This window comes from Pseudomonas sp. MOIL14HWK12:I2 (genome assembly GCF_000510745.1).
Lineage (GTDB): Bacteria > Pseudomonadota > Gammaproteobacteria > Pseudomonadales > Pseudomonadaceae > Chryseomonas > Chryseomonas oryzihabitans.
This window is the reverse complement of sequence record NZ_AZOA01000016.1, coordinates 1-16,600: the sequence shown is the minus strand read 5'-3', so window position 1 is coordinate 16,600 and position 16,600 is coordinate 1. Positions and strand designations below refer to the sequence as shown.

Annotated in this window: 18 protein-coding genes and 1 pseudogene; 7 read left to right on the top strand and 12 right to left on the bottom strand. The window is 66.6% G+C overall.

What is annotated here, in order from left to right; genetic code table 11:
- The first annotated feature begins 8 nt into the window (after positions 1-8).
- Positions 9-407 (top strand): septal ring lytic transglycosylase RlpA family protein, encoded by a 399-nt coding sequence (locus PSK12I2_RS0114605; protein WP_007160522.1) that lies wholly within the window; start codon positions 9-11, stop codon positions 405-407.
- 6 nt (positions 408-413) lie between these two features.
- Here the strand turns inward: PSK12I2_RS0114605 and PSK12I2_RS23975 are convergent, their stop codons facing one another.
- A complete protein-coding gene (locus PSK12I2_RS23975; RefSeq protein ID WP_027598982.1) occupies positions 414-1,430 on the bottom strand; it encodes a GGDEF domain-containing protein in 1,017 nt (338 codons plus the stop codon).
- A 247-nt stretch (positions 1,431-1,677) separates the two neighbouring features.
- On the opposite strand from PSK12I2_RS23975, the gene PSK12I2_RS0114595 reads away from it, so the two are divergent.
- Complete coding sequence (locus PSK12I2_RS0114595) at positions 1,678-2,310, top strand: DJ-1/PfpI family protein (protein ID WP_027598981.1); 633 nt, start codon at positions 1,678-1,680, stop codon at positions 2,308-2,310.
- Complete coding sequence (locus PSK12I2_RS0114590; RefSeq protein WP_027598980.1) at positions 2,304-2,927, top strand: glutathione S-transferase family protein; 624 nt, start codon at positions 2,304-2,306, stop codon at positions 2,925-2,927. The genes PSK12I2_RS0114595 and PSK12I2_RS0114590 overlap by 7 nt, the downstream gene beginning before the upstream one ends.
- 39 nt (positions 2,928-2,966) lie before the next feature.
- Here PSK12I2_RS0114590 and PSK12I2_RS0114585 read toward each other — a convergent pair whose 3' ends face one another.
- The 8 genes from PSK12I2_RS0114585 to PSK12I2_RS0114550 form a co-directional block, all read right to left on the bottom strand.
- Positions 2,967-3,314, bottom strand: a complete 348-nt coding sequence (locus tag PSK12I2_RS0114585; protein WP_007160512.1) for a cupin domain-containing protein — start codon at positions 3,312-3,314, stop codon at positions 2,967-2,969.
- 102 nt (positions 3,315-3,416) lie between these two features.
- Entirely contained in the window at positions 3,417-4,445 is a 1,029-nt protein-coding gene (locus tag PSK12I2_RS0114580; protein WP_027598979.1) for an ABC transporter substrate-binding protein, read from the bottom strand.
- Positions 4,436-5,572, bottom strand: a complete 1,137-nt coding sequence (locus tag PSK12I2_RS0114575; RefSeq protein WP_027598978.1) for an FAD-binding oxidoreductase — start codon at positions 5,570-5,572, stop codon at positions 4,436-4,438. Before PSK12I2_RS0114575 ends, PSK12I2_RS0114580 begins: the two co-directional genes overlap by 10 nt.
- Complete coding sequence (locus tag PSK12I2_RS0114570) at positions 5,569-6,930, bottom strand: NAD(P)/FAD-dependent oxidoreductase (protein ID WP_027598977.1); 1,362 nt, start codon at positions 6,928-6,930, stop codon at positions 5,569-5,571. The genes PSK12I2_RS0114575 and PSK12I2_RS0114570 overlap by 4 nt, the downstream gene beginning before the upstream one ends.
- Complete coding sequence (locus PSK12I2_RS0114565) at positions 6,927-7,217, bottom strand: (2Fe-2S)-binding protein (protein ID WP_027598976.1); 291 nt, start codon at positions 7,215-7,217, stop codon at positions 6,927-6,929. Before PSK12I2_RS0114565 ends, PSK12I2_RS0114570 begins: the two co-directional genes overlap by 4 nt.
- 17 nt (positions 7,218-7,234) lie before the next feature.
- Entirely contained in the window at positions 7,235-8,029 is a 795-nt protein-coding gene (locus tag PSK12I2_RS0114560) for an ABC transporter permease (RefSeq protein ID WP_027598975.1), read from the bottom strand.
- 4 nt (positions 8,030-8,033) lie between these two features.
- Entirely contained in the window at positions 8,034-8,900 is an 867-nt protein-coding gene (locus PSK12I2_RS0114555) for an ABC transporter permease (RefSeq protein WP_027598974.1), read from the bottom strand.
- Positions 8,897-9,916, bottom strand: coding sequence for an ABC transporter ATP-binding protein (locus PSK12I2_RS0114550; protein WP_027598973.1), 1,020 nt, complete (start codon positions 9,914-9,916; stop codon positions 8,897-8,899). Before PSK12I2_RS0114550 ends, PSK12I2_RS0114555 begins: the two co-directional genes overlap by 4 nt.
- A gap of 238 nt (positions 9,917-10,154) precedes the next feature.
- On the opposite strand from PSK12I2_RS0114550, the gene PSK12I2_RS0114545 reads away from it, so the two are divergent.
- A complete protein-coding gene (locus PSK12I2_RS0114545; protein ID WP_027598972.1) occupies positions 10,155-10,985 on the top strand; it encodes an IclR family transcriptional regulator in 831 nt (276 codons plus the stop codon).
- A gap of 5 nt (positions 10,986-10,990) precedes the next feature.
- Here PSK12I2_RS0114545 and PSK12I2_RS0114540 read toward each other — a convergent pair whose 3' ends face one another.
- Complete coding sequence (locus PSK12I2_RS0114540; protein WP_027598971.1) at positions 10,991-11,458, bottom strand: RNA methyltransferase; 468 nt, start codon at positions 11,456-11,458, stop codon at positions 10,991-10,993.
- A gap of 97 nt (positions 11,459-11,555) precedes the next feature.
- Between PSK12I2_RS0114540 and PSK12I2_RS0114535 the strand changes: the two genes are divergently transcribed.
- Positions 11,556-12,299 carry a class I SAM-dependent methyltransferase gene (locus tag PSK12I2_RS0114535; protein ID WP_027598970.1) on the top strand — a complete coding sequence of 248 codons (744 nt, stop codon included), beginning with the start codon at positions 11,556-11,558 and terminating at the stop codon, positions 12,297-12,299.
- A gap of 6 nt (positions 12,300-12,305) precedes the next feature.
- On the opposite strand, the gene PSK12I2_RS0114530 is transcribed toward PSK12I2_RS0114535, so the two are convergent.
- The gene (locus PSK12I2_RS0114530; protein WP_027598969.1) at positions 12,306-13,064 is read right to left on the bottom strand and encodes an SDR family NAD(P)-dependent oxidoreductase; all 759 of its coding nucleotides are present in this window, start codon (positions 13,062-13,064) and stop codon (positions 12,306-12,308) included.
- Between the two features lie 177 nt (positions 13,065-13,241).
- Between PSK12I2_RS0114530 and PSK12I2_RS0114525 the strand changes: the two genes are divergently transcribed.
- Positions 13,242-14,117 (top strand): LysR family transcriptional regulator, encoded by an 876-nt coding sequence (locus PSK12I2_RS0114525; RefSeq protein WP_027598968.1) that lies wholly within the window; start codon positions 13,242-13,244, stop codon positions 14,115-14,117.
- A 205-nt stretch (positions 14,118-14,322) separates the two neighbouring features.
- On the opposite strand, the pseudogene PSK12I2_RS23970 reads toward PSK12I2_RS0114525, so the two are convergent.
- Positions 14,323-14,854 (bottom strand): annotated as a pseudogene (locus tag PSK12I2_RS23970) (transposase).
- Positions 14,855-15,517: 663 nt separating this feature from the next.
- On the opposite strand from PSK12I2_RS23970, the gene PSK12I2_RS0114515 reads away from it, so the two are divergent.
- Positions 15,518-16,489 (top strand): IS110 family transposase, encoded by a 972-nt coding sequence (locus tag PSK12I2_RS0114515; RefSeq protein WP_027598967.1) that lies wholly within the window; start codon positions 15,518-15,520, stop codon positions 16,487-16,489.
- The last annotated feature ends 111 nt before the right edge of the window (positions 16,490-16,600 follow it).

The window sequence follows — 16,600 nt, the reverse complement described above, 5'->3', positions numbered from 1 at the left end:
GGTGAAACGTGTTCATCCGTCCCAGATCCCTCGTGTTGCTTCTGATACTTGCCTGCACCGCCTGCCAGGAAAAGGACGCCAAGACCGTCGCGGCACCGGTCAAGAAGGAAGCCGGCTTCGAACAGCGCGGCAAGGCCTCCTTCTACTCGCGCAAGTTCCACGGCAAGGAAACCGCCAGTGGCGAGACCTTCAACAACAACGAACTGGTCGCCGCCCACAAGACCCTGCCGCTCGGCACCCGGGTCAAGGTGACCAACCTGGAAAACGATCGCGCCGTGGTGGTGCGCATCAACGACCGCGGGCCCTATATCCGCGGCCGCATCATCGATCTCTCCCGCGCCGCTGCCCGGCGAGTGGACATGGTCGACGACGGCACCACCGCGGTTAAGGTGGAAAAGCTGGAGTAGCGGTCCTCAGCGGATCCAGACCACCTGGTCCTTGCCCTGGCGCTTGGCCTGGTAGAGACCTTCGTCCGCCTGGCGCAGCAGCTCGTTGAGCGACAGCTCCGGCGCAAGGCGAAGCGCTCCGGCGCTGAAGCGGATGCCCAGGGGGGCGGCCTCGGCCAGGCGCGCGCGCAGGGTTTCCAGCAGGTGGCTGATCCTTGCCTCGTCGAGGCCGCGGATCAGCAGGCCGAATTCCTCGCCGCCCAGGCGGCCGCCCTCCAGTCGCGGATCTAGTCGATCGAGTTCCCGCGCCGTGGCGACCAGCACCTCATCGCCCACCTGATGGCCGTGCCGGTCGTTGATCTCCTTGAAGTTGTCGATGTCGAGCATGACGAAATGCCTGGCTTCCCGTCCGCTCTCGCCCCGCGCCGCGTCCAGCTGTTGCAGGAGCTTGCGGCGGTTGGCGATCCGGGTGAGTTCATCGGTTTCCGCGAGAATCCGATAGCGCTCCTTGAGCCTGAAGGTCCGTCGCATCCACTGGCTGTTGGCGTGGTTGTAGGCGATGCCGATTGCCAGGGCGACACTGACCAGCAGCCCGACCAACTGCTCCGGCATCGCGCTGGGTATCAACCGGTCCTGACCGATGAAGAGGATGAAGCCGGCGCCGGCCAGGGTGATGAGGTAGTGGGAGAGGCGGTAGGTCAGGCCGCAGGTGCCCAGGATGATGATGAGGGCGACGGGCAGGTTCCAGTAGTGACCCACGGCGCCGCCATCCTGGATCTGGATGCGGAAGGCGAGGGCGAATGCCCAGATGTTGCCGGTAAAGGTCAGACTCATCATGCGTGCGCTGCGCGCCACGCTGAGCAGGGCGCTAATCGCCAGCAACAGCAGCATCAGCGCGAAATAGCGTCCCTTGTAAGGACTGCCGATCAGCGGATTGCACCACAGGGTCAGCGGCCACATCGCCAGCATCAGCGGCTGCAGCACCAGCAGGGGCGTGCGCAGCACCCGCCGGACGTGCTGTTCATAACGAATCTCGTTGTCCATCGACATCTCGAAAGGGGGTAAGGCCGATGGGCGATGACAAATCGGCCGGTGGCTCGGCCAGGGTGTGTCACTGTAATGGCTAAGTGCCATAGCTTCCAGTGCTCCAGCGTCGTCGTTGCGCGGCTTAGAGCGGTTTGCCGATGATTGGCATGACTGTATGGCCAGCCCGGTGCGGCACTGTATCTGGTCGAACGGCAGGGTCGCGGCCAAGAATCATTGGATCGACAGCAAGCCCTTGGTAGCTCCCATGCACCTCGCCATCCTCACCTTCGACGGCTTCAACGAACTGGACTCCCTCATCGCCCTGGGCCTGCTCAATCGCATCAGGCGCCCGGACTGGCGGGTCTCGCTGATGGCGCCGACCCCCTTCATCACGTCCATGAACGGCGTCCGCCTGGAGCGCCAGGCCGGCTTCGACGAACTGGCGGATTGCACCGCCGTGCTGGTTGGAAGTGGCAACCGGACCCGTGAGCTCGCCCGGGATGCGGCATTGCTGGAACAGCTGGCAGTGCTCGATCCCGGGCGCCAGCTGATCGGCGCCCAGTGCTCCGGCACCCTGTTGCTGGCGCGCCTCGGCCTGCTCGACGGCGTACCCGGCTGCACCGATCTCACCACCAAGCCCTGGGTGCAGGAAGCCGGCATCGAGGTGCTGAATCAGCCCTTCTTCGCCCGCGGCAACCTGGCCACCGCCGGCGGCTGCCTGGCTTCCAGCTACCTGGCGGCCTGGGCCATCGCGAGGCTGCTGGGCCGCGACGCGGCGGCCGAGGTGCTGCATTACGTGGCACCGGTGGGCGAGAAGGAGGACTATGTGCAGCGCGCGCTCGGCCATATCGAGCCCTATCTCAGCCATCCATTCCGGGAGGTCGCCTCGGCATGCTGAAGATTCTTGGTCGCGTCTCTTCGATCAACGTACGCAAGGCGCTCTGGTGCCTCGATGAACTGGGCCTGGGCTATGAGCGCGAGGACTGGGGCGCCGGCTTTCGCTCAGCGCAATCCGCCGAGTATTTGCAGTGGAATCCCAATGGCCAGATCCCGGTCCTGCTGGACGGCGACTTCGTGCTCTGGGAGTCCAACAGCATCCTGCGCTACCTGGCCAACGCCCATGGCGGCGAGGCGCTGTATCCCACCACACCGCGCGCCCGGGCGCGGGTCGATCAGTGGCTCGACTGGCAGGCCTGCGAACTCAATCCGGCCTGGAGCTATGCCTATCTGGCGCTGGTGAAGCAGCAGCCACCGGAACCCGATCCGCAACGCCTGGCGCAAGGCATCGCCGCCTGGAACGGGCGCATCGCCATTCTGGAGGCGCACCTGGCGCAGCACGGCCCCTATGTGGCCGGCGAGTCCTTCAGCCTGGCCGACATCGCCCTGGGCCTGTCGCTGCACCGCTGGCGCAGCACCCCGATGGAGCGCATCGCCGCCCCGGCCATCGAAGCCTATCTCGAACGCCTGGCCACCCGCCCGGCCTGGGCCTGCTATGCGAGCGATGCCACGCCCTGATCAGCCCACCGGCAAGAGCCGGCAGGCGGTGCCTTCAGATCAGGCGAACACGAAATACTTGCGCACCGTCTCGACCACTTCCCAGGTGCCCTTCATGCCGGGTTCGACGACGAAGATGTCGCCGGCTTTCAGGTGGATGGGCTCCTGGCCGTCGGGGGTGATGATGCAGTAGCCCTCCTGGAAGTGGCAGTACTCCCACTTCACATAGTCGACGCGCCACTTGCCGGGGGTGCAGATCCAGGTGCCCATGATCTTGCTGCCGTCATCGGAGGTGTAGGCATTGAGGTTGACGGTATGGGGCTCGCCTTCGATGCGCTCCCATTTGCAGGCATCGACCACGGGCAGGGGTTGGGTGTCGCGCAGAACGGTGATGGGCGGGTTGGCCATGGCGGCTCTCCTGGTGATGGAAGCCGCCAAGGGTGAAGGGTCGCCCCGAAGCTGGGTTGTCCAGGGTCGACACCTAACGGCGCATTTGCGCTATCAGAGCGACTAGCGCTCCACCTGCCGATTCCAGCGGGCGTTCCACTGCGGCCGCACCTTGTTCACTTCGTCCCAGTCGATGGTCACGGCGGTCTTCAGGTAGTTCTGCATGGCTTCCACCTGGCCGCGGGTCTTGTCGGTGGTGGGGGTGTTGGGGTTGGACGGGATCTGGTCGCCCAGTTCCAGCGCCGGGGCCTGGGCCTCGGGGGTCAGCAGGTATTCCGCCAGTTGCTGGGCCAGCTCGGGCTGGTCGTTGTTGGCGGTCACGCACTCGGCGACGTTGAGCACCACGGCGCCTTCCTTGGGCGGGGCGTATTCCACCGGGATGCCCTTGAGCTTGAGCGCGGTGACCTGGGTGGGCGTGAGCGGGAACAGCGCCGCCTCGTCGGTCTGCACCATCTCCGAGAGCTTGGCCGAGCTGGGGATGTACTCCAGCACATTGGGGCCGACGGTGGTGGACCAGGCCTTGAAGCCGGGGTCGACGTCCTGCTCGGTGCCGCCCTTGAGCCGGTTGAACATCAGGAAACCATGCAGCCCGAAGGTGGACGAGGACAGCGACTGGAACACCACCTTGCCCTTGTACTTGGGATCGGCGAGGTCCGCCCAGGAGGTCGGCGCCGCCCAGCCCTTGTCCTTGAACAGCCGGCTGTTGTAGGCGAGACCGGTCACGCCCAGGCTGACGGCGGCTGCCTGGTCCTTGATCTTGGCCTTGTCGGGGATCTGCGCCAGGGCCGCGCTGGGCTTGAGCGGACTGCACAGATTCATGCCGATGGCGCGGTACATGATGCCGTCGTCGAGAAACATCACATGGATCGGCGGCTTCTGCGGACTGGCCTGGACCTTGGCGAGGATGTCCGCCGAGGTGCCGGGCACGATCACCACCTTGACGTTGTGCGCCTTCTCGAAGGCGGGCAGCACGCTGTCGGCATAGAGGCGTTCCATGGTGCCGCCATTCATGCCGAGGTAGAGCGTCGGTTCGGCCACGGCGGCCAGGGGCAGGCCGGCGAGGGCCACGAGCAGGGCAGGGGTCAGGCGCATGTTTGGGAACTCCTGGGCTGGGATGGGAAACGGGCGATGGAAAAGGCCTGCAGGCTGTGCCGGGGGGCGCCCTGCAGGATGCACTCGGCCAGGGCTTCGCCAGCCGCCGGCCCGATCTGGAAGCCCGCGCCGGCAAAGCCGAAGCCGTGCAGCAGGCCGGGGGTGGTGAGACTGGGGCCGAGCACCGGCTGGTGATCCGGCAGATAGCCCTCGACGCCGCTCCAGGTGCGGATGGCCTGGGCACCGCTGAGGGCCGGATAGAGTTCGGCGGCGTTTCTGAGGATGTCGAGGATGGCCAGCTGGCCGGGGCGGGCGCGGTCGGCGTCGAGGGCGAAACCGCGCCCGCCGCCCAGCACGCAATTGCCCCGCGCCACCTGGCGGGCATAGATGCCGCCGCCTTCTACGCCGGTGCTGGCGGTCATGAACGGCGGCAGCGGTTCGGTCACCAGCATGGCCGGATGGGCCGCGGTGAGAGGGACCGGCTCGCCGAAGCGGGCGGCCAGCTCCGCCGCCCAGGCACCCGCGCAATTGAGCAGCCAGGGCGCGCTCAGGGTCAGGCCGCTGTCGGTGCGGAGCTGGAAGCGCTGGCCGTCGTGCTCGACCGCGGTCACGGCGGTCCGTTCGAGGATGCGGGCGCCGGCGCGGGCAGCCGCCTGGGCGAAGGCCGGGGAGACCAGGCGCGGATTGGCGTGGCCGTCCTCCGGGCAGAAGGAGGCGCCCACGGCGATGTCGCCGACCCAGGGAAAGCGCCGGCGCAATTCGCCCCGGTCGAGCAGTTGCAGATCGAGGTCGAAGCCCTGGCTGGCCTGGGCATAGGCCTGCAGGGAGGCGAAGTCGGTGTCGCTACGGGCCAGTTTGAGGTGGCCGGATCTGAGGTATTCGCCATCGGTACCCAGCAGGTCCCGCAGACCGCCCCAGATCTGATGGGCGCGACTGGACAGCGGCAACTGCACCAGCGGGCGGCCCTGGCGGCGTACCCCGCCGTAGTTGACGCCACTGGCCTGGGCGCCGCAGAAGTTGCGTTCCAGCAGGGCGACGCGCTGGCCGCCCTGGGCCAGGAACAGCGCCGCGCTGCTGCCGACGATGCCACCGCCGATGATCAGGACATCCACGTCCAGCCGACTCATGGCGCCAGCTCCACGCCAAAGGGCAGCGGCTTGATCGGCGCCTGGGCGCGCAACCGGCCGATCTGGTCCAGCGGGCGACCACTGGCGCAGGCGATCAGCTCGGCCGCGGCGGCGCCGCAGATGCGCCCTTGGCAGCGGCCCATGCCTACCCGGCAGGTGGCCTTGACCCTGTTGATCTCCCAATGGCCCTGGGCCACGGCGGCGCGGATCTCGCCGGCGCTGACCTGTTCGCAGCGACAGACCGTGACTTCGTCCGGCGCCTTGGCCGCCCAGTCCGCGGGGAAGGGAAAGGCCCGCTCCAGGCCCTGACGAAAGACCTCGAAGCGCGCCAGGCGTCCTTGCAGGGTCTGGATGCGCGTCCTGTCCACCGGCATGCCGCGATCGTCCAGCAGACTCAGGGCCGCCAGTTCGCCCGCCAGCTCGGCGGCATCGGCGCCCTGGATACCGGCGCCGTCGCCGGCCAGGTAGACCCCGGTCTGACTGCTGCGCCCACCCGGATCCCGCACCGGCAACCAGGCGCGATTGAGAGCGCTCCAGGCGAAGTCGCAGCCCAGCAGGTCGGCCAGCTGGGTCTCGCTGCGCAGCGTCTGGCCGAAGCCCAGGGCGTCGCACTCCAGTCGGTGCGCCTCACCATCGGCGGCGCGCCAGCGCACGGCGTCTACTCGACGCTCGCCTTCGACCGCCAGGAGCTCGGCACCCTGGTGCACGGGTACGCCGTGCAGTGCCAGCCAGCTGCGGTAGTAGAGGCCCTTGGCGAAGGTGGCCGGTTGACCGAGCAGGGCCGGGGTGGCCGCGGCCTGGTCGCGGAAGGGCGCGCTGTCCAGCACCGCCAGTGGCTTGGCCCCGGCCTTGGCGTATTGATAGGCGACCAGATAGAGCAAGGGGCCGGTACCGGCCAGCACCGGGCGGCTGCCGATGGCGCAGCCCTGGAACTTGAGCGCCACCTGGGAGGCGCCCAGGCTGTAGACGCCGGGCAGCGTCCAGCCCGGCACCGGCAGGATGCGGTCGGTGGCGCCGGTGGCGACGATCACCTGCTCGAAGGCCAGGCGATCGACATAGCGGCCCTGGCTCAGGGTATCCAGGGCGCGCGCTTCGGCATTCCACACCAGGGTGTCGGGTCGATAGTCCAGCTGTGCCTGCACGGCTTCCAGCGCGCCGTGCAGCGCCTGGGCCTTGCCGGCTTCGAAGCCGTACAGCGCCTTGCTCGGCCGCCGGAAATTGCCCGGTTGCTGGCGATAGATCTGGCCGCCGCCGCGCGCGCTTTCGTCGAGCAGCACCGGCGCAAGGCCATGGGCGACCAGGGTCTGGGCCGCGCGAATGCCCGCCGGTCCGGCGCCCACCACCACGACGGCGCTCACAGCGGCCGCCCCGGATCGCGGCTGACCTGCTGGCCCGCTTCGAGAAAGGTGGCGCAGGCGCGCACCCGGCGACCGTCGGCCAGGCGTACCCAGCAATCCTGGCAGGCGCCCATCAGGCAGAAACCGGCGCGGGGTTCGCCGCCGAAGTCGCTGCCGCGCAGGTGATCGCTCTGGGTGAGGATGGCGGTAAGCAGGGTATCGCCCTGCAAGCCCTCGGCCGGCTGGCCGTCGAGGGAGAAGGCCAGGGTCGGGCGGTCGCGTTCGGCCACCCGCTTGAGCAGTGTCATGGAGGGGTCTCGGCTGTTCATTGTTTGCCCACCAGCACGCGATCCAGGCCATAGATGCGGTCGAGCAGGATCATGGTGGCCGCGGTGAGAGCGATCACCAGGGCCGACACCGCCGCCATCATCGGGTCGATGGATTCGGTGGCGTAGACGTACATCCGCACCGGCAGGGTCTGGGTCGCCGGGGAGGTGACGAAGATCGACAGGGTCACCTCGTCGAAACTGTTGATGAAGGCCAGCAGCCAGCCGCCGGCCACGCCTGGCAGGATCATCGGCAGGGTGATGCGGCAGAATAGCGTGGTGCGACTGGCGCCCAGGCTCTCGGCGGCCTGCTCGGCGCTACGGTCGATGCCGATGGCCGCGGCGATCACCAGGCGCAGCACATAGGGGGTGATCACCACCACGTGGGCCAGCACCAGCCAGCTGAAGCTGCCGTTCACCCCCAGCAGGGCGAACAGCCGCAGCATGGCCACGCCCAGCACCAGGTGCGGGATGATGATCGGCGAGAGGAACAGGCCGTTGAGGAAGCCCTGGCCGGGAAAGCGGTAGCGGGTGATGGCCAGCCCCGCCGGCACCGCGATGAGCGTCGCCAGGGTGGCCGACAGCGCTGCCAGCTGCAGGCTGTTGTAGAAGGCGGTGAGGAAGTCCGCCCGCTCGAAGACGGCGGCGAACCAGCGCAGCGAGAAGCCGGCGGTGGGCAGGCTGAGGGTGTTCTCCGGGGTGAAGGCCACCAGGCAGACCACCACCAGCGGCGCCAGCATGAAGACCATCACCAGGGTATGGAAGGCGAGCCCGAGCGGGCCGTTGCGGGTCATGAGGTCAGACTCCCAGGGCACGTTTGTAGCGGCGTTCCACCAGGCGATTCCAGCCCAGCATCACCAGCAGGTTGAGCAGCAGCAGGGCCACCGCCAGGGTGGCGCCCATCGGCCAGTTGAGTTCGGCCAGGTACTGGTCGTAGATCAGGGTGGCGACCATCTTCAGCCGGCGTCCGCCAAGCAGGCCGGGGATGGCGAAGGAGCTGGCGGCCAGGCCGAAGACGATCAGGGTTCCGGAGAGCACCCCGGGCATCACCTGGGGCAGCACGATGCGGCGCAGCACCGTCAGGTGACTGGCGCCCAGGGACAGCGCGGCCTGTTCGGCGGCAGGATCGAGTTTCTGCAGCGAGGTCCACACCGGGATGATCATGAAGGGCAGCATCACGTGGACCAGGCCGACGACTACCGCGAAGGGGGTGTAGAGCAGCTTCAGCGGGCGCCCGCCCAGGGCCACGATGGCCTGGTTGACCAGGCCGTCGGCGCCCAGCAGCAGACTCCAGCCAAAGGCGCGCACCACCACCGAGATCAGCAGCGGCGTCAGCACCAGGATCAGGAAGATCGAGCGCCAGGGCGCGCCCATGCGACTGAGGACGATGGCCTCCGGCACTCCGATCAGCACGCAGAGCAGGGTGACCAGGGCGCTGATCCAGAAGGTGCGCAGGAAGATCTCGTAGAAATAGGGATCACCCAGCAGGCTCAGGTAGTGGGCCAGGGTGTAGCTGCCTTCCTTGATTCCGGTTTCGTAGTCGAAGACGTTGAAGGACAGCGCCAGGGTCAGGGCCAGGGGCGCCAGCAGCAGTCCGGCAAACAGCACCAGCGCCGGGGCGCTGAGCAGATAGGCGCGGCCGGTGCCGCGCAGCAGGGTGCTCATGCCGCAGCCTCCGCGGCTTCCAGGCGGCGCAACAGACCGTCGTCCCAGTGCAGGCCGACGCGCTGGCCCTCGTCCAGCGGCGGCAGTCCGTCGTTGCTGCGCAGCACCGACACCTCGCCCAGCGCCGTCTCCAGGCGATACAGCCACTGGCTGCCAAGGAAGAAGCGGGTCAGCACCCGCCCTTGCAGGCGACCCTCGCCGGCGGGGCGCAGCTCGATCTTTTCCGGCCGCAGCGAGATCGCCAGGGCGCCACCGGCGGCGATCTGCGGCCGGCCCTGGGCATCCAGGCTGCCCGGCAATAGGTTGGCCTTGCCGACGAAGTCGGAGATGAATCTGTTGCGCGGATGCTCGTAGAGCCGATAGGGCGCGTCCACCTGGGTGATGCGCCCGGCCTCCATCACCACCACCCGGTCGCTGATCGACAGCGCCTCGGACTGGTCGTGGGTCACCATCAGGGTGGTGATGCCGACCTCGCGCTGGATGCGGCGGATCTCGAACTGCATCTCTTCGCGCAGATGGGCGTCCAGGTTGGACAGCGGTTCGTCCAGCAGCAGCACCGGCGGGGCTATCACCAGCGCTCGCGCCAGGGCCACCCGCTGGCGCTGGCCACCGGAGAGTTCACGCGGATAGCGCTCGGCATGCTGGCCCAGGTGCACCAGGCCCAGGGCCTCGTCGACGCGGCGGGCGAGTTCGGCGCCAGCCACCTTGCGCATGCGCAGGCCGAAGGCGACGTTGTCGCGCACCGTCATGTGCGGAAACAGTGCATAGCTCTGAAAGACCACCCCGAGGCCGCGACTGGCCGGCTTGGCGTGGGTGATGTCCTGGCCGTCGAGCAGGATGCGCCCGCTGCTGACCTCGACGAAGCCGGCGATCATCTGCAGGGTGGTGGTCTTGCCGCAGCCGGAGGGGCCGAGCAGGGAGACGAATTCGCCGCGCTCGATGGCCAGGGTCGAGCCCGCCACCGCATAGCTGTCGCCGTAGCGCTTGCTGAGATTGTCGAGAGTCAGGAAAGCCATGGCCGCAATGCTCCTCCGGTCGCGCCCACGGGGACGGTGGGCAAGGTTTTGGCAGGGCGAAAGACAGCCTGGATCTGGACGTTGGCGCTCGCTCGAATGGCGGCGTCCGGTGATTGTGAGTATCGCCCTATGGACCTGAAGGTAAGGGCGACCTAGGATGCAGGACAAGCGGGTTTTTCACTGAATGAACTCTTTTTTCGGATTTATTCATTCAGTGAAATATTTTGGAGTGCTGTAGATGGAAGATTCCATTGAAAGAAAGGCGGTTGGCGGTGAGCCAGGCGTCGGCGCCATCAGCCGGGTGTTCGCCGTGGTGCGCGCCCTGGGCGAGGGCGATCCCGAAGGGGAAAAGGTCACCCGCCTGGCCGAGCGCGTGGGCCTGTCGCAACCCACCACCCACCGGCTGCTGCGCGGCCTGGTGGAGGAGGGCATGGTCGAGCAGTGCGCCCGCAGCAAGAGATACCGCCTGAGCCTGGACTTCTTCGCCCTGGCGGCCCGCGCCGGCCAGGTCGGCAACCTGCGCGACCTGGCGCGGCCGAGTCTGCTGCGGCTGTCGGCGTCCCTGGGCGATTCGCTGTTCCTGCTGGCGCGCAGCGGCTTTGACGCCATGTGCCTGGATCGCAGCGAAGGGCCCTATCCAATTCGCACCTTCACCGGCGACATCGGCGGTCGCGTGCCCCTGGGCGGCGGCCAGGGCGCCCTGGCGATCCTGGCCTTCCTGCCCGAGGAAGAACGCGAAGAGGTGATCCGCTACAACCTGCCGCGGCTGCGCGACGCCCATCACTACGACGAGGTGCTGCTGCGCGCCGAGATCGACAACGTTCGCCAGCAGGGCTACGCCGCGCGCAACACCGGGGTGCTGGCCGGCATGGCGGGCCTCGCCGTGCCCATCCTCGACCGCAACGGCCGGGCGGTGGCGGCCCTGAGCGTGGGCACCCTGAGCGAACGCCTCAACGCCCAGCGCCTGCCCACGGTGATCGAACTGCTCCGCCGCGAAGCCGGGGTGATCGCCGCGCGCATCAACCCCTTCGATCCGGTCTTGCGCCGGCCGACCCAGGGGTTTGGCTAAACGCGTTAGAAGAGCGGACCCGAGCGGGTGTTATTGCCCTTCGCCAGGCGGTCATAGAGCACCACGTTGACCGTGGCCGCCAGATTCATGCAGCCCTGGGTAGGGATGTACACCACGTCTTCGCACCAGTCGCGCAGCTCCTGGCTCAGGGAGCCGTCCTCGGCGCCGAACAGGTAGAGGGCGCGATCCGGATGGGTGTACTCGGGCAGCGGCCTGGCGCCATCCACCAGCTCCACCGCCACCGGCATGCAACCCAGCGGCAGGATGCGGCGCAGGTCGTCGATGTTGATCAGCGGGATGTCCTGGTGGACCTTCTTGGTGTCGGTGACGAAATCCTTGGCGCGGTCGTAGCGGGTGCCGGTATAGAACACCGAGGCCACCCCGTAGCAGCCCGCCGCCCTCATGATGGACCCGACGTTGGACGGCGACTTGGGGTTGCTCAGGCCGATGCAGGCGTATCTCTTGTTGCTCACGTCAAGGGACTCTCGGGAAAACCGCCAGTATAAGGCGTCCATCATCGCGAAAACCGACTAAGATGCGCGCCCGCATCTTCAGCCCCGAGCCCCTGCGATGTCCGCCACCGCCCTCTACACCGACCTGTCGGTCTACTACGACCTGCTCTGCGCCGACATCGACTACCAGGCCCAGAGCCAGGCGGTGCTGCGCCTGCAGCGGCTGTTTGGCAACGGCGGTGGCCGCCACCTTGATCTCGCCTGCGGCACCGGTCCCCATGTGCGGTATTTTCTCGATGCCGGCTTCCAGAGCAGCGGGCTGGACCTTAATCCGCCGATGCTGGCCCAGGCCGCGCTGCGCTGCCCCGAGGCCCAGTTCTCCTGCCAGGACATGTGCGCCTTCGAGCTGGAGCAGCCGGTCGATCTCATCACCTGCTTTCTCTACTCCCTGCACTACAGCGGCAGCCTTGCACGGCTCCAGGCGTGCCTGGCGCGGGTCCAGGCGGCCCTGACCCCGGGCGGCCTGTTCTGCTTCAACGCCGTCGACAAGCGCCGCATCGACAATGGCTCCAGCGTCGGCCACAGCGTCGCGCGGGCCGACGGCCACTTCAGCTTCGCCTCCGCCTGGCACTACCCGGGCGAGGGCGAGCACCAGCAACTCCGTCTGCGCATCGAACGCCGTCACGCCGGCCAGCAGCAGACCTGGCAGGACGAACACCCCATGGTGGCGGTGGCCTTCCCCGAATTGCTGGCCCTGCTGGAACCGCACTTCGAGGTCCAGGTGCTGGAGCACGACTACCAGCGCATCGAACCCTGGGCCGGCGAAGCGGGCAATGCGCTGTTCGTCTGCGTCAAACGCTAGAGGGTGTTAGTGGGCATGGGCATGCATCCCGCCATCCACCGCGATCACATCACCGATGAGGTAGCGCGCCAGCGGTGAGGCGAGAAAGGCCACCACCTGGCCCACGTCTTCCGGCTCGCCGAAATAGCCGATGGGAATGTGCCGGGCGATAAAGGCCTGGCGCGCTTCGGGCGTCGGGTGCAGCCGCTGCAGGATCTGCTCGGAATTGATCCGCCCCGGGGCGATGGTGTTGACCGTGATGCCCTCGGCCGCCAGCTGACTCGCCAGCCCCTTGGACCAGAACTGGATCGCCGCCTTGGCCGCCCCGGCGCCGTTCACGTCCCGCGGCTCCATGCTGCCGCTGAAATTGACGATGCGTCCCCAGCGTCTTTCGCGCATTCCACCCAGCAGCGCCTGGGTCAGGCGGCGGGTTGCAGTGAAGTTGAGATTCCAGGCTTCGTCCCAGGCCGCGTCGTCCGCCGTCAGCGAAAGCGGTCTTGTGCCGCCGGCGTTATTGACCAGGATATCCACCCGGCCCAGCCCTTCCTCGGCTTCCCGTGCCAGGCGCTGGACGTCTGCGGCGTCGGTGATATCCGCTGCGATCACCAGCGGCCGGGCATGACCCGCCGCCACGATCTCCTCGGCCAGGGCCTCCAGGGCGTCCCGCCGCCGCGCGGTAATCGCCAGCCGAACGCCTTCGGCCGCCAGGACGCGGGCGATACCCGTGCCTATGCCCATGCTGGCGCCGGTCACCAGGGCGGTACGGTCGTGCAGTTGCAGATCCATGATCGATTCTCCACTTCAGGGTCGGTAGGGTGGAAAACGGCGCAGCCTTTTCCACGGGTTTGGCTGAGCGCAGCGAAGCCCAACACTCCGCTACCTCATCCACGCCACTAGCCTCACCCACCACCCAAATGAGATAAACACCCTCCCAGTGCGAGGATTCCTTAGCAGGAGTGTGGAATGGATCTGCTCGACAGCATGCAGGTGTTCGTTGCCGTGGTGGAGCGCGGCAGCCTGGCTGCGGCGGCCCAGGCCCAGGGCATCTCGCCGACCATGGCCGGCAATCACCTGCGCAGCCTGGAGAAACGCCTGGGCCTGCAACTGCTGGTACGCACCACCCGGCGCCAGCGGCTGACCGCCTTTGGCGAGGGCTACTACGCCCGCTGCCGCGAGATCCTCGCCTTGGTCGCCGACACTGACCGCCAGGCCGAAACCCAGCGCCTGGCACCCGCCGGCATCCTGCGCGTGTCGGCGCCGGTGTCTTTCGGAACCTACGGCCTCACGCCTCGGCTGGGTGACTATCTGGCGCGACATCCCCAGGTCACCCTCGATCTGGTGCTGAGCGACCGGGTCCAAGACCTGGTGGAGGAGGGTATCGACATCGCCATCCGCATCGGCGAACTGGCCGATTCCTCCCTGGTGGCGCGACCCCTGGCGCCCTATGTGATGTGGTGCTGCGCCGCGCCCGGCTATCTCGCCCAGCGCGGCACCCCCGAGCGACTGGCCGATCTGGAGGCCCACGACTGCCTCGGCATGGACCCTCGCGCCCTGAGCCAATGGCGCGCCCAGACCGGCACCCCCTTCGGCCCGCTGCCACCCGGCCGCCTGCACCTCAGCAACGGCCCCGCCCTGCGCCTCGCCGCCCTGCAGGGCCTCGGCGTCATCCTGCAACCCGCCTTCCTGCTGCAGGACGACGTCGCCGCCGGCAATCTGGTCCGCCTCTTCCAGGGCCAGGAACTCACCCGCCCCCTGACCGCGCTCTATCCCCAGACGAGATGGCGCTCGGTGACGGTGAGAAGCTTCGTGGAATTCCTGTTAACGGAGTTCACCTCGTAGCGTGGAAAACGGCGCAGCCTTTTCCACTGATGCCGCCAAGTCGTGACCCCGCGTGGACAAGCTTCGCGTTGTCCACTCTACGGTATTGACGACGGTCTGATCCCAGGTATGTGGCCGTGAGGCGCTCCATTAGCGGAGTTCACCCGTAGCGTGGAAAACGGCGCAGCCTTTTCCACTGATGTCGCCAAATCGTGACCCCGCGTGGCTATTCCCCCCAACGCCCTGTCTCCGCCATAAAGTCTCCACCCCAATCTTGCGGATAGAGCCCCATCCGCACCGCTCGATGAAAACTCGAATAGGGCCAGTCCTTCACCGCGCCAACGTGCCCATGCTTGACCGGATTGAAGTGGATGTACTCCACATGACGCTGGTAATCCTGCTCGTCTCTTAGCAGATGCTCCCAATACCGCCGCTGCCATATCCCGCGTTCACCCCCGGGCTCTTTGCGTCGCCGTACGCCCTTCACCTACTGGCAGGCGCCTTGAGAAACCGAACTTGATCACCTTCCAGCGCAAGGCGAAATTCGCATCGCCCTCCGGCAGGGCCCAGATGCAATGCAGATGATCGGGGAGGGTGACCCAGGCATCGATATGAAAGGGATGGCGCAACTGCGTTGCCCGCACTGTCTCGCGGAGCAGACCAATATGGCGTGTCAGCAGATCGCTACGCCGATCCGTCAGGACAACGGTGAAAAAATAGGAAGCCCCCTGAACACGGGCACGACGAAATCGAGACATGGCAGCTCTTCCTTGAGCAGAGACAGAAACGATAGCTCACCCGTAGCGTGGAAAACGGCGCAGCTTTTTCCACTGACGCCCCCAGCGCACGGCCCCAAAGCTCCCACATGGACAAGCTTCGCGTTCTCCGCCCTACAAAATCCGTAGCGTGGAAAACGGCGCAGCCTTTTCCACTGACGCCTCCAGCGCACAGCACCAGAGCTCCCGCGTGGACAAGCTTCGCGTTGTCCACCCTACAAAACCCGTAGCGTGGAAAACGGCGCAGCCTTTTCCACTGACGCCCCCAACGCAAGGCCCCAAAGCTCCCGCATGGACAAGCTTCGCGTTCTCCGCCCTACAAAACCCGTAGCGTGGAAAACGGCGCAGCCTTTTCCACTCATGCCACCAACGCACAACCCCAGAGCTCCCGCGTGGACAAGGCTGCGCCGTTGTCCACCCTTGTATCTCGACTACAGCCTCCTCAGGAGGTCATAGTCCCCGACTGATCATCGGGGGAGGATGGCAAGCCGCGTCCACCCTTAAGCCTTTGAGCTTGCAGCGTAGATAGGCTGCCTCCTCCACACTCATCCCCAAGTCCGAACGGTATCTGGAGCCTCAAGAGCTCGTATTACGCAAGGTTGGACGGGATGACGTGATCGTGACGCATCTGAAGGAGGAGACATCATGGCCGTAGTAGTAGGCGTTGATATCGCCAAGCGCAGCTTCGACCTGGCCGTCCTGCAGTCCAACGGCAAGTACCGGACAAAGGGCAAGCTGAGCAACGATCAGGCAGGCTTCGCGGTCTTTGCTGACTGGCTGCAACAGCATGCCGAGCCAGGCGCTTGGATCGTGATGGAAGCCACGGGCATCTATCACGAATCGCTCGCCGAGCACTTCCATGCGTTGGGCTACCGAATCGCGGTGCTCAATCCAGTACAGATCTTCCGTTATGCGCAAAGCCAGTTGCAGCGCAGCAAAACGGACAAACTCGACGCCAAGCTGATTGCCACCTATGGCCAGCGGCATGAAGATAGTCTGCGAGCCTGGCACCCGGAACCTGTGTCCATCCGCACGCTTCGCGCGCTGACCCGGCGCCTGGAGGATCTCCAATCGCTACGGCAGATGGAGCTCAATCGGCTTGAGATCAGTCCGGAAAAAGTCCAGGACTCGATCCGGGCAGTCTTGCAACGGCTCGATGAGCAGATCGCCTGGACGCTCGAACAGATCAAACGCCATATCGACGACGATCCGGACTTGCGTGGTAAGCGCGACCTGCTGGTGAGTATCGACGGCATCGCTGACAAGACTGCCGCCCTTATCCTGGCGGAGCTCGGCGATATCGACCGCTTCGCCGATGCGCGCGCCGTTACCGCCTTTGCCGGCTTGAACCCACGCCTGCAGGAGTCCGGCCTCGCGCGCGGCCATACCTGCATCTCGCGCATGGGATCAGTCCGCTTACGAAGTGCGCTATACCTACCTGCTGTCGTGGCGCTGACCTATAACCCGGCTATCAAGGCGCAAGCCGAGCGCCTGAAAGCCAGGGGCAAGAAAGGTAAACAAACCGTCTGCGCCGCCATGCGTAAGCTGCTGACCATCGCCTATGGCGTGCTCAAATCGGGCAAGCCTTTCGACCCTGCTTTAGCCATTGCACACTGAAGGGCGAAGACGGTATCTACAAAACCCGTAGCGTGGAAAACGGCGCAGCCTTTTCCACTGACGCCCCCAGCGCACGGTCCCAAAGCTCCCGCGTGGACAAGCTTCGCGTTG

What these genes read in the sequence shown, in the direction of transcription:
- PSK12I2_RS0114575 (WP_027598978.1), bottom strand. Translation starts at nt 5,572, where the DNA reads ATGAGTCGGCTGGACGTGGATGTCCTGATCATCGGCGGTGGCATCGTC.
- PSK12I2_RS0114545 (WP_027598972.1), top strand. Translation starts at nt 10,155, where the DNA reads ATGGAAGATTCCATTGAAAGAAAGGCGGTTGGCGGTGAGCCAGGCGTC.
- PSK12I2_RS23975 (WP_027598982.1), bottom strand. Translation starts at nt 1,430, where the DNA reads ATGGACAACGAGATTCGTTATGAACAGCACGTCCGGCGGGTGCTGCGC.
- PSK12I2_RS0114590 (WP_027598980.1), top strand. Translation starts at nt 2,304, where the DNA reads ATGCTGAAGATTCTTGGTCGCGTCTCTTCGATCAACGTACGCAAGGCG.
- PSK12I2_RS0114595 (WP_027598981.1), top strand. Translation starts at nt 1,678, where the DNA reads ATGCACCTCGCCATCCTCACCTTCGACGGCTTCAACGAACTGGACTCC.
- PSK12I2_RS0114530 (WP_027598969.1), bottom strand. Translation starts at nt 13,064, where the DNA reads ATGGATCTGCAACTGCACGACCGTACCGCCCTGGTGACCGGCGCCAGC.
- PSK12I2_RS0114550 (WP_027598973.1), bottom strand. Translation starts at nt 9,916, where the DNA reads ATGGCTTTCCTGACTCTCGACAATCTCAGCAAGCGCTACGGCGACAGC.
- PSK12I2_RS0114565 (WP_027598976.1), bottom strand. Translation starts at nt 7,217, where the DNA reads ATGACACTGCTCAAGCGGGTGGCCGAACGCGACCGCCCGACCCTGGCC.
- PSK12I2_RS0114555 (WP_027598974.1), bottom strand. Translation starts at nt 8,900, where the DNA reads ATGAGCACCCTGCTGCGCGGCACCGGCCGCGCCTATCTGCTCAGCGCC.
- PSK12I2_RS0114585 (WP_007160512.1), bottom strand. Translation starts at nt 3,314, where the DNA reads ATGGCCAACCCGCCCATCACCGTTCTGCGCGACACCCAACCCCTGCCC.
- PSK12I2_RS0114535 (WP_027598970.1), top strand. Translation starts at nt 11,556, where the DNA reads ATGTCCGCCACCGCCCTCTACACCGACCTGTCGGTCTACTACGACCTG.
- PSK12I2_RS0114580 (WP_027598979.1), bottom strand. Translation starts at nt 4,445, where the DNA reads ATGCGCCTGACCCCTGCCCTGCTCGTGGCCCTCGCCGGCCTGCCCCTG.
- PSK12I2_RS0114515 (WP_027598967.1), top strand. Translation starts at nt 15,518, where the DNA reads ATGGCCGTAGTAGTAGGCGTTGATATCGCCAAGCGCAGCTTCGACCTG.
- PSK12I2_RS0114525 (WP_027598968.1), top strand. Translation starts at nt 13,242, where the DNA reads ATGGATCTGCTCGACAGCATGCAGGTGTTCGTTGCCGTGGTGGAGCGC.
- PSK12I2_RS0114560 (WP_027598975.1), bottom strand. Translation starts at nt 8,029, where the DNA reads ATGACCCGCAACGGCCCGCTCGGGCTCGCCTTCCATACCCTGGTGATG.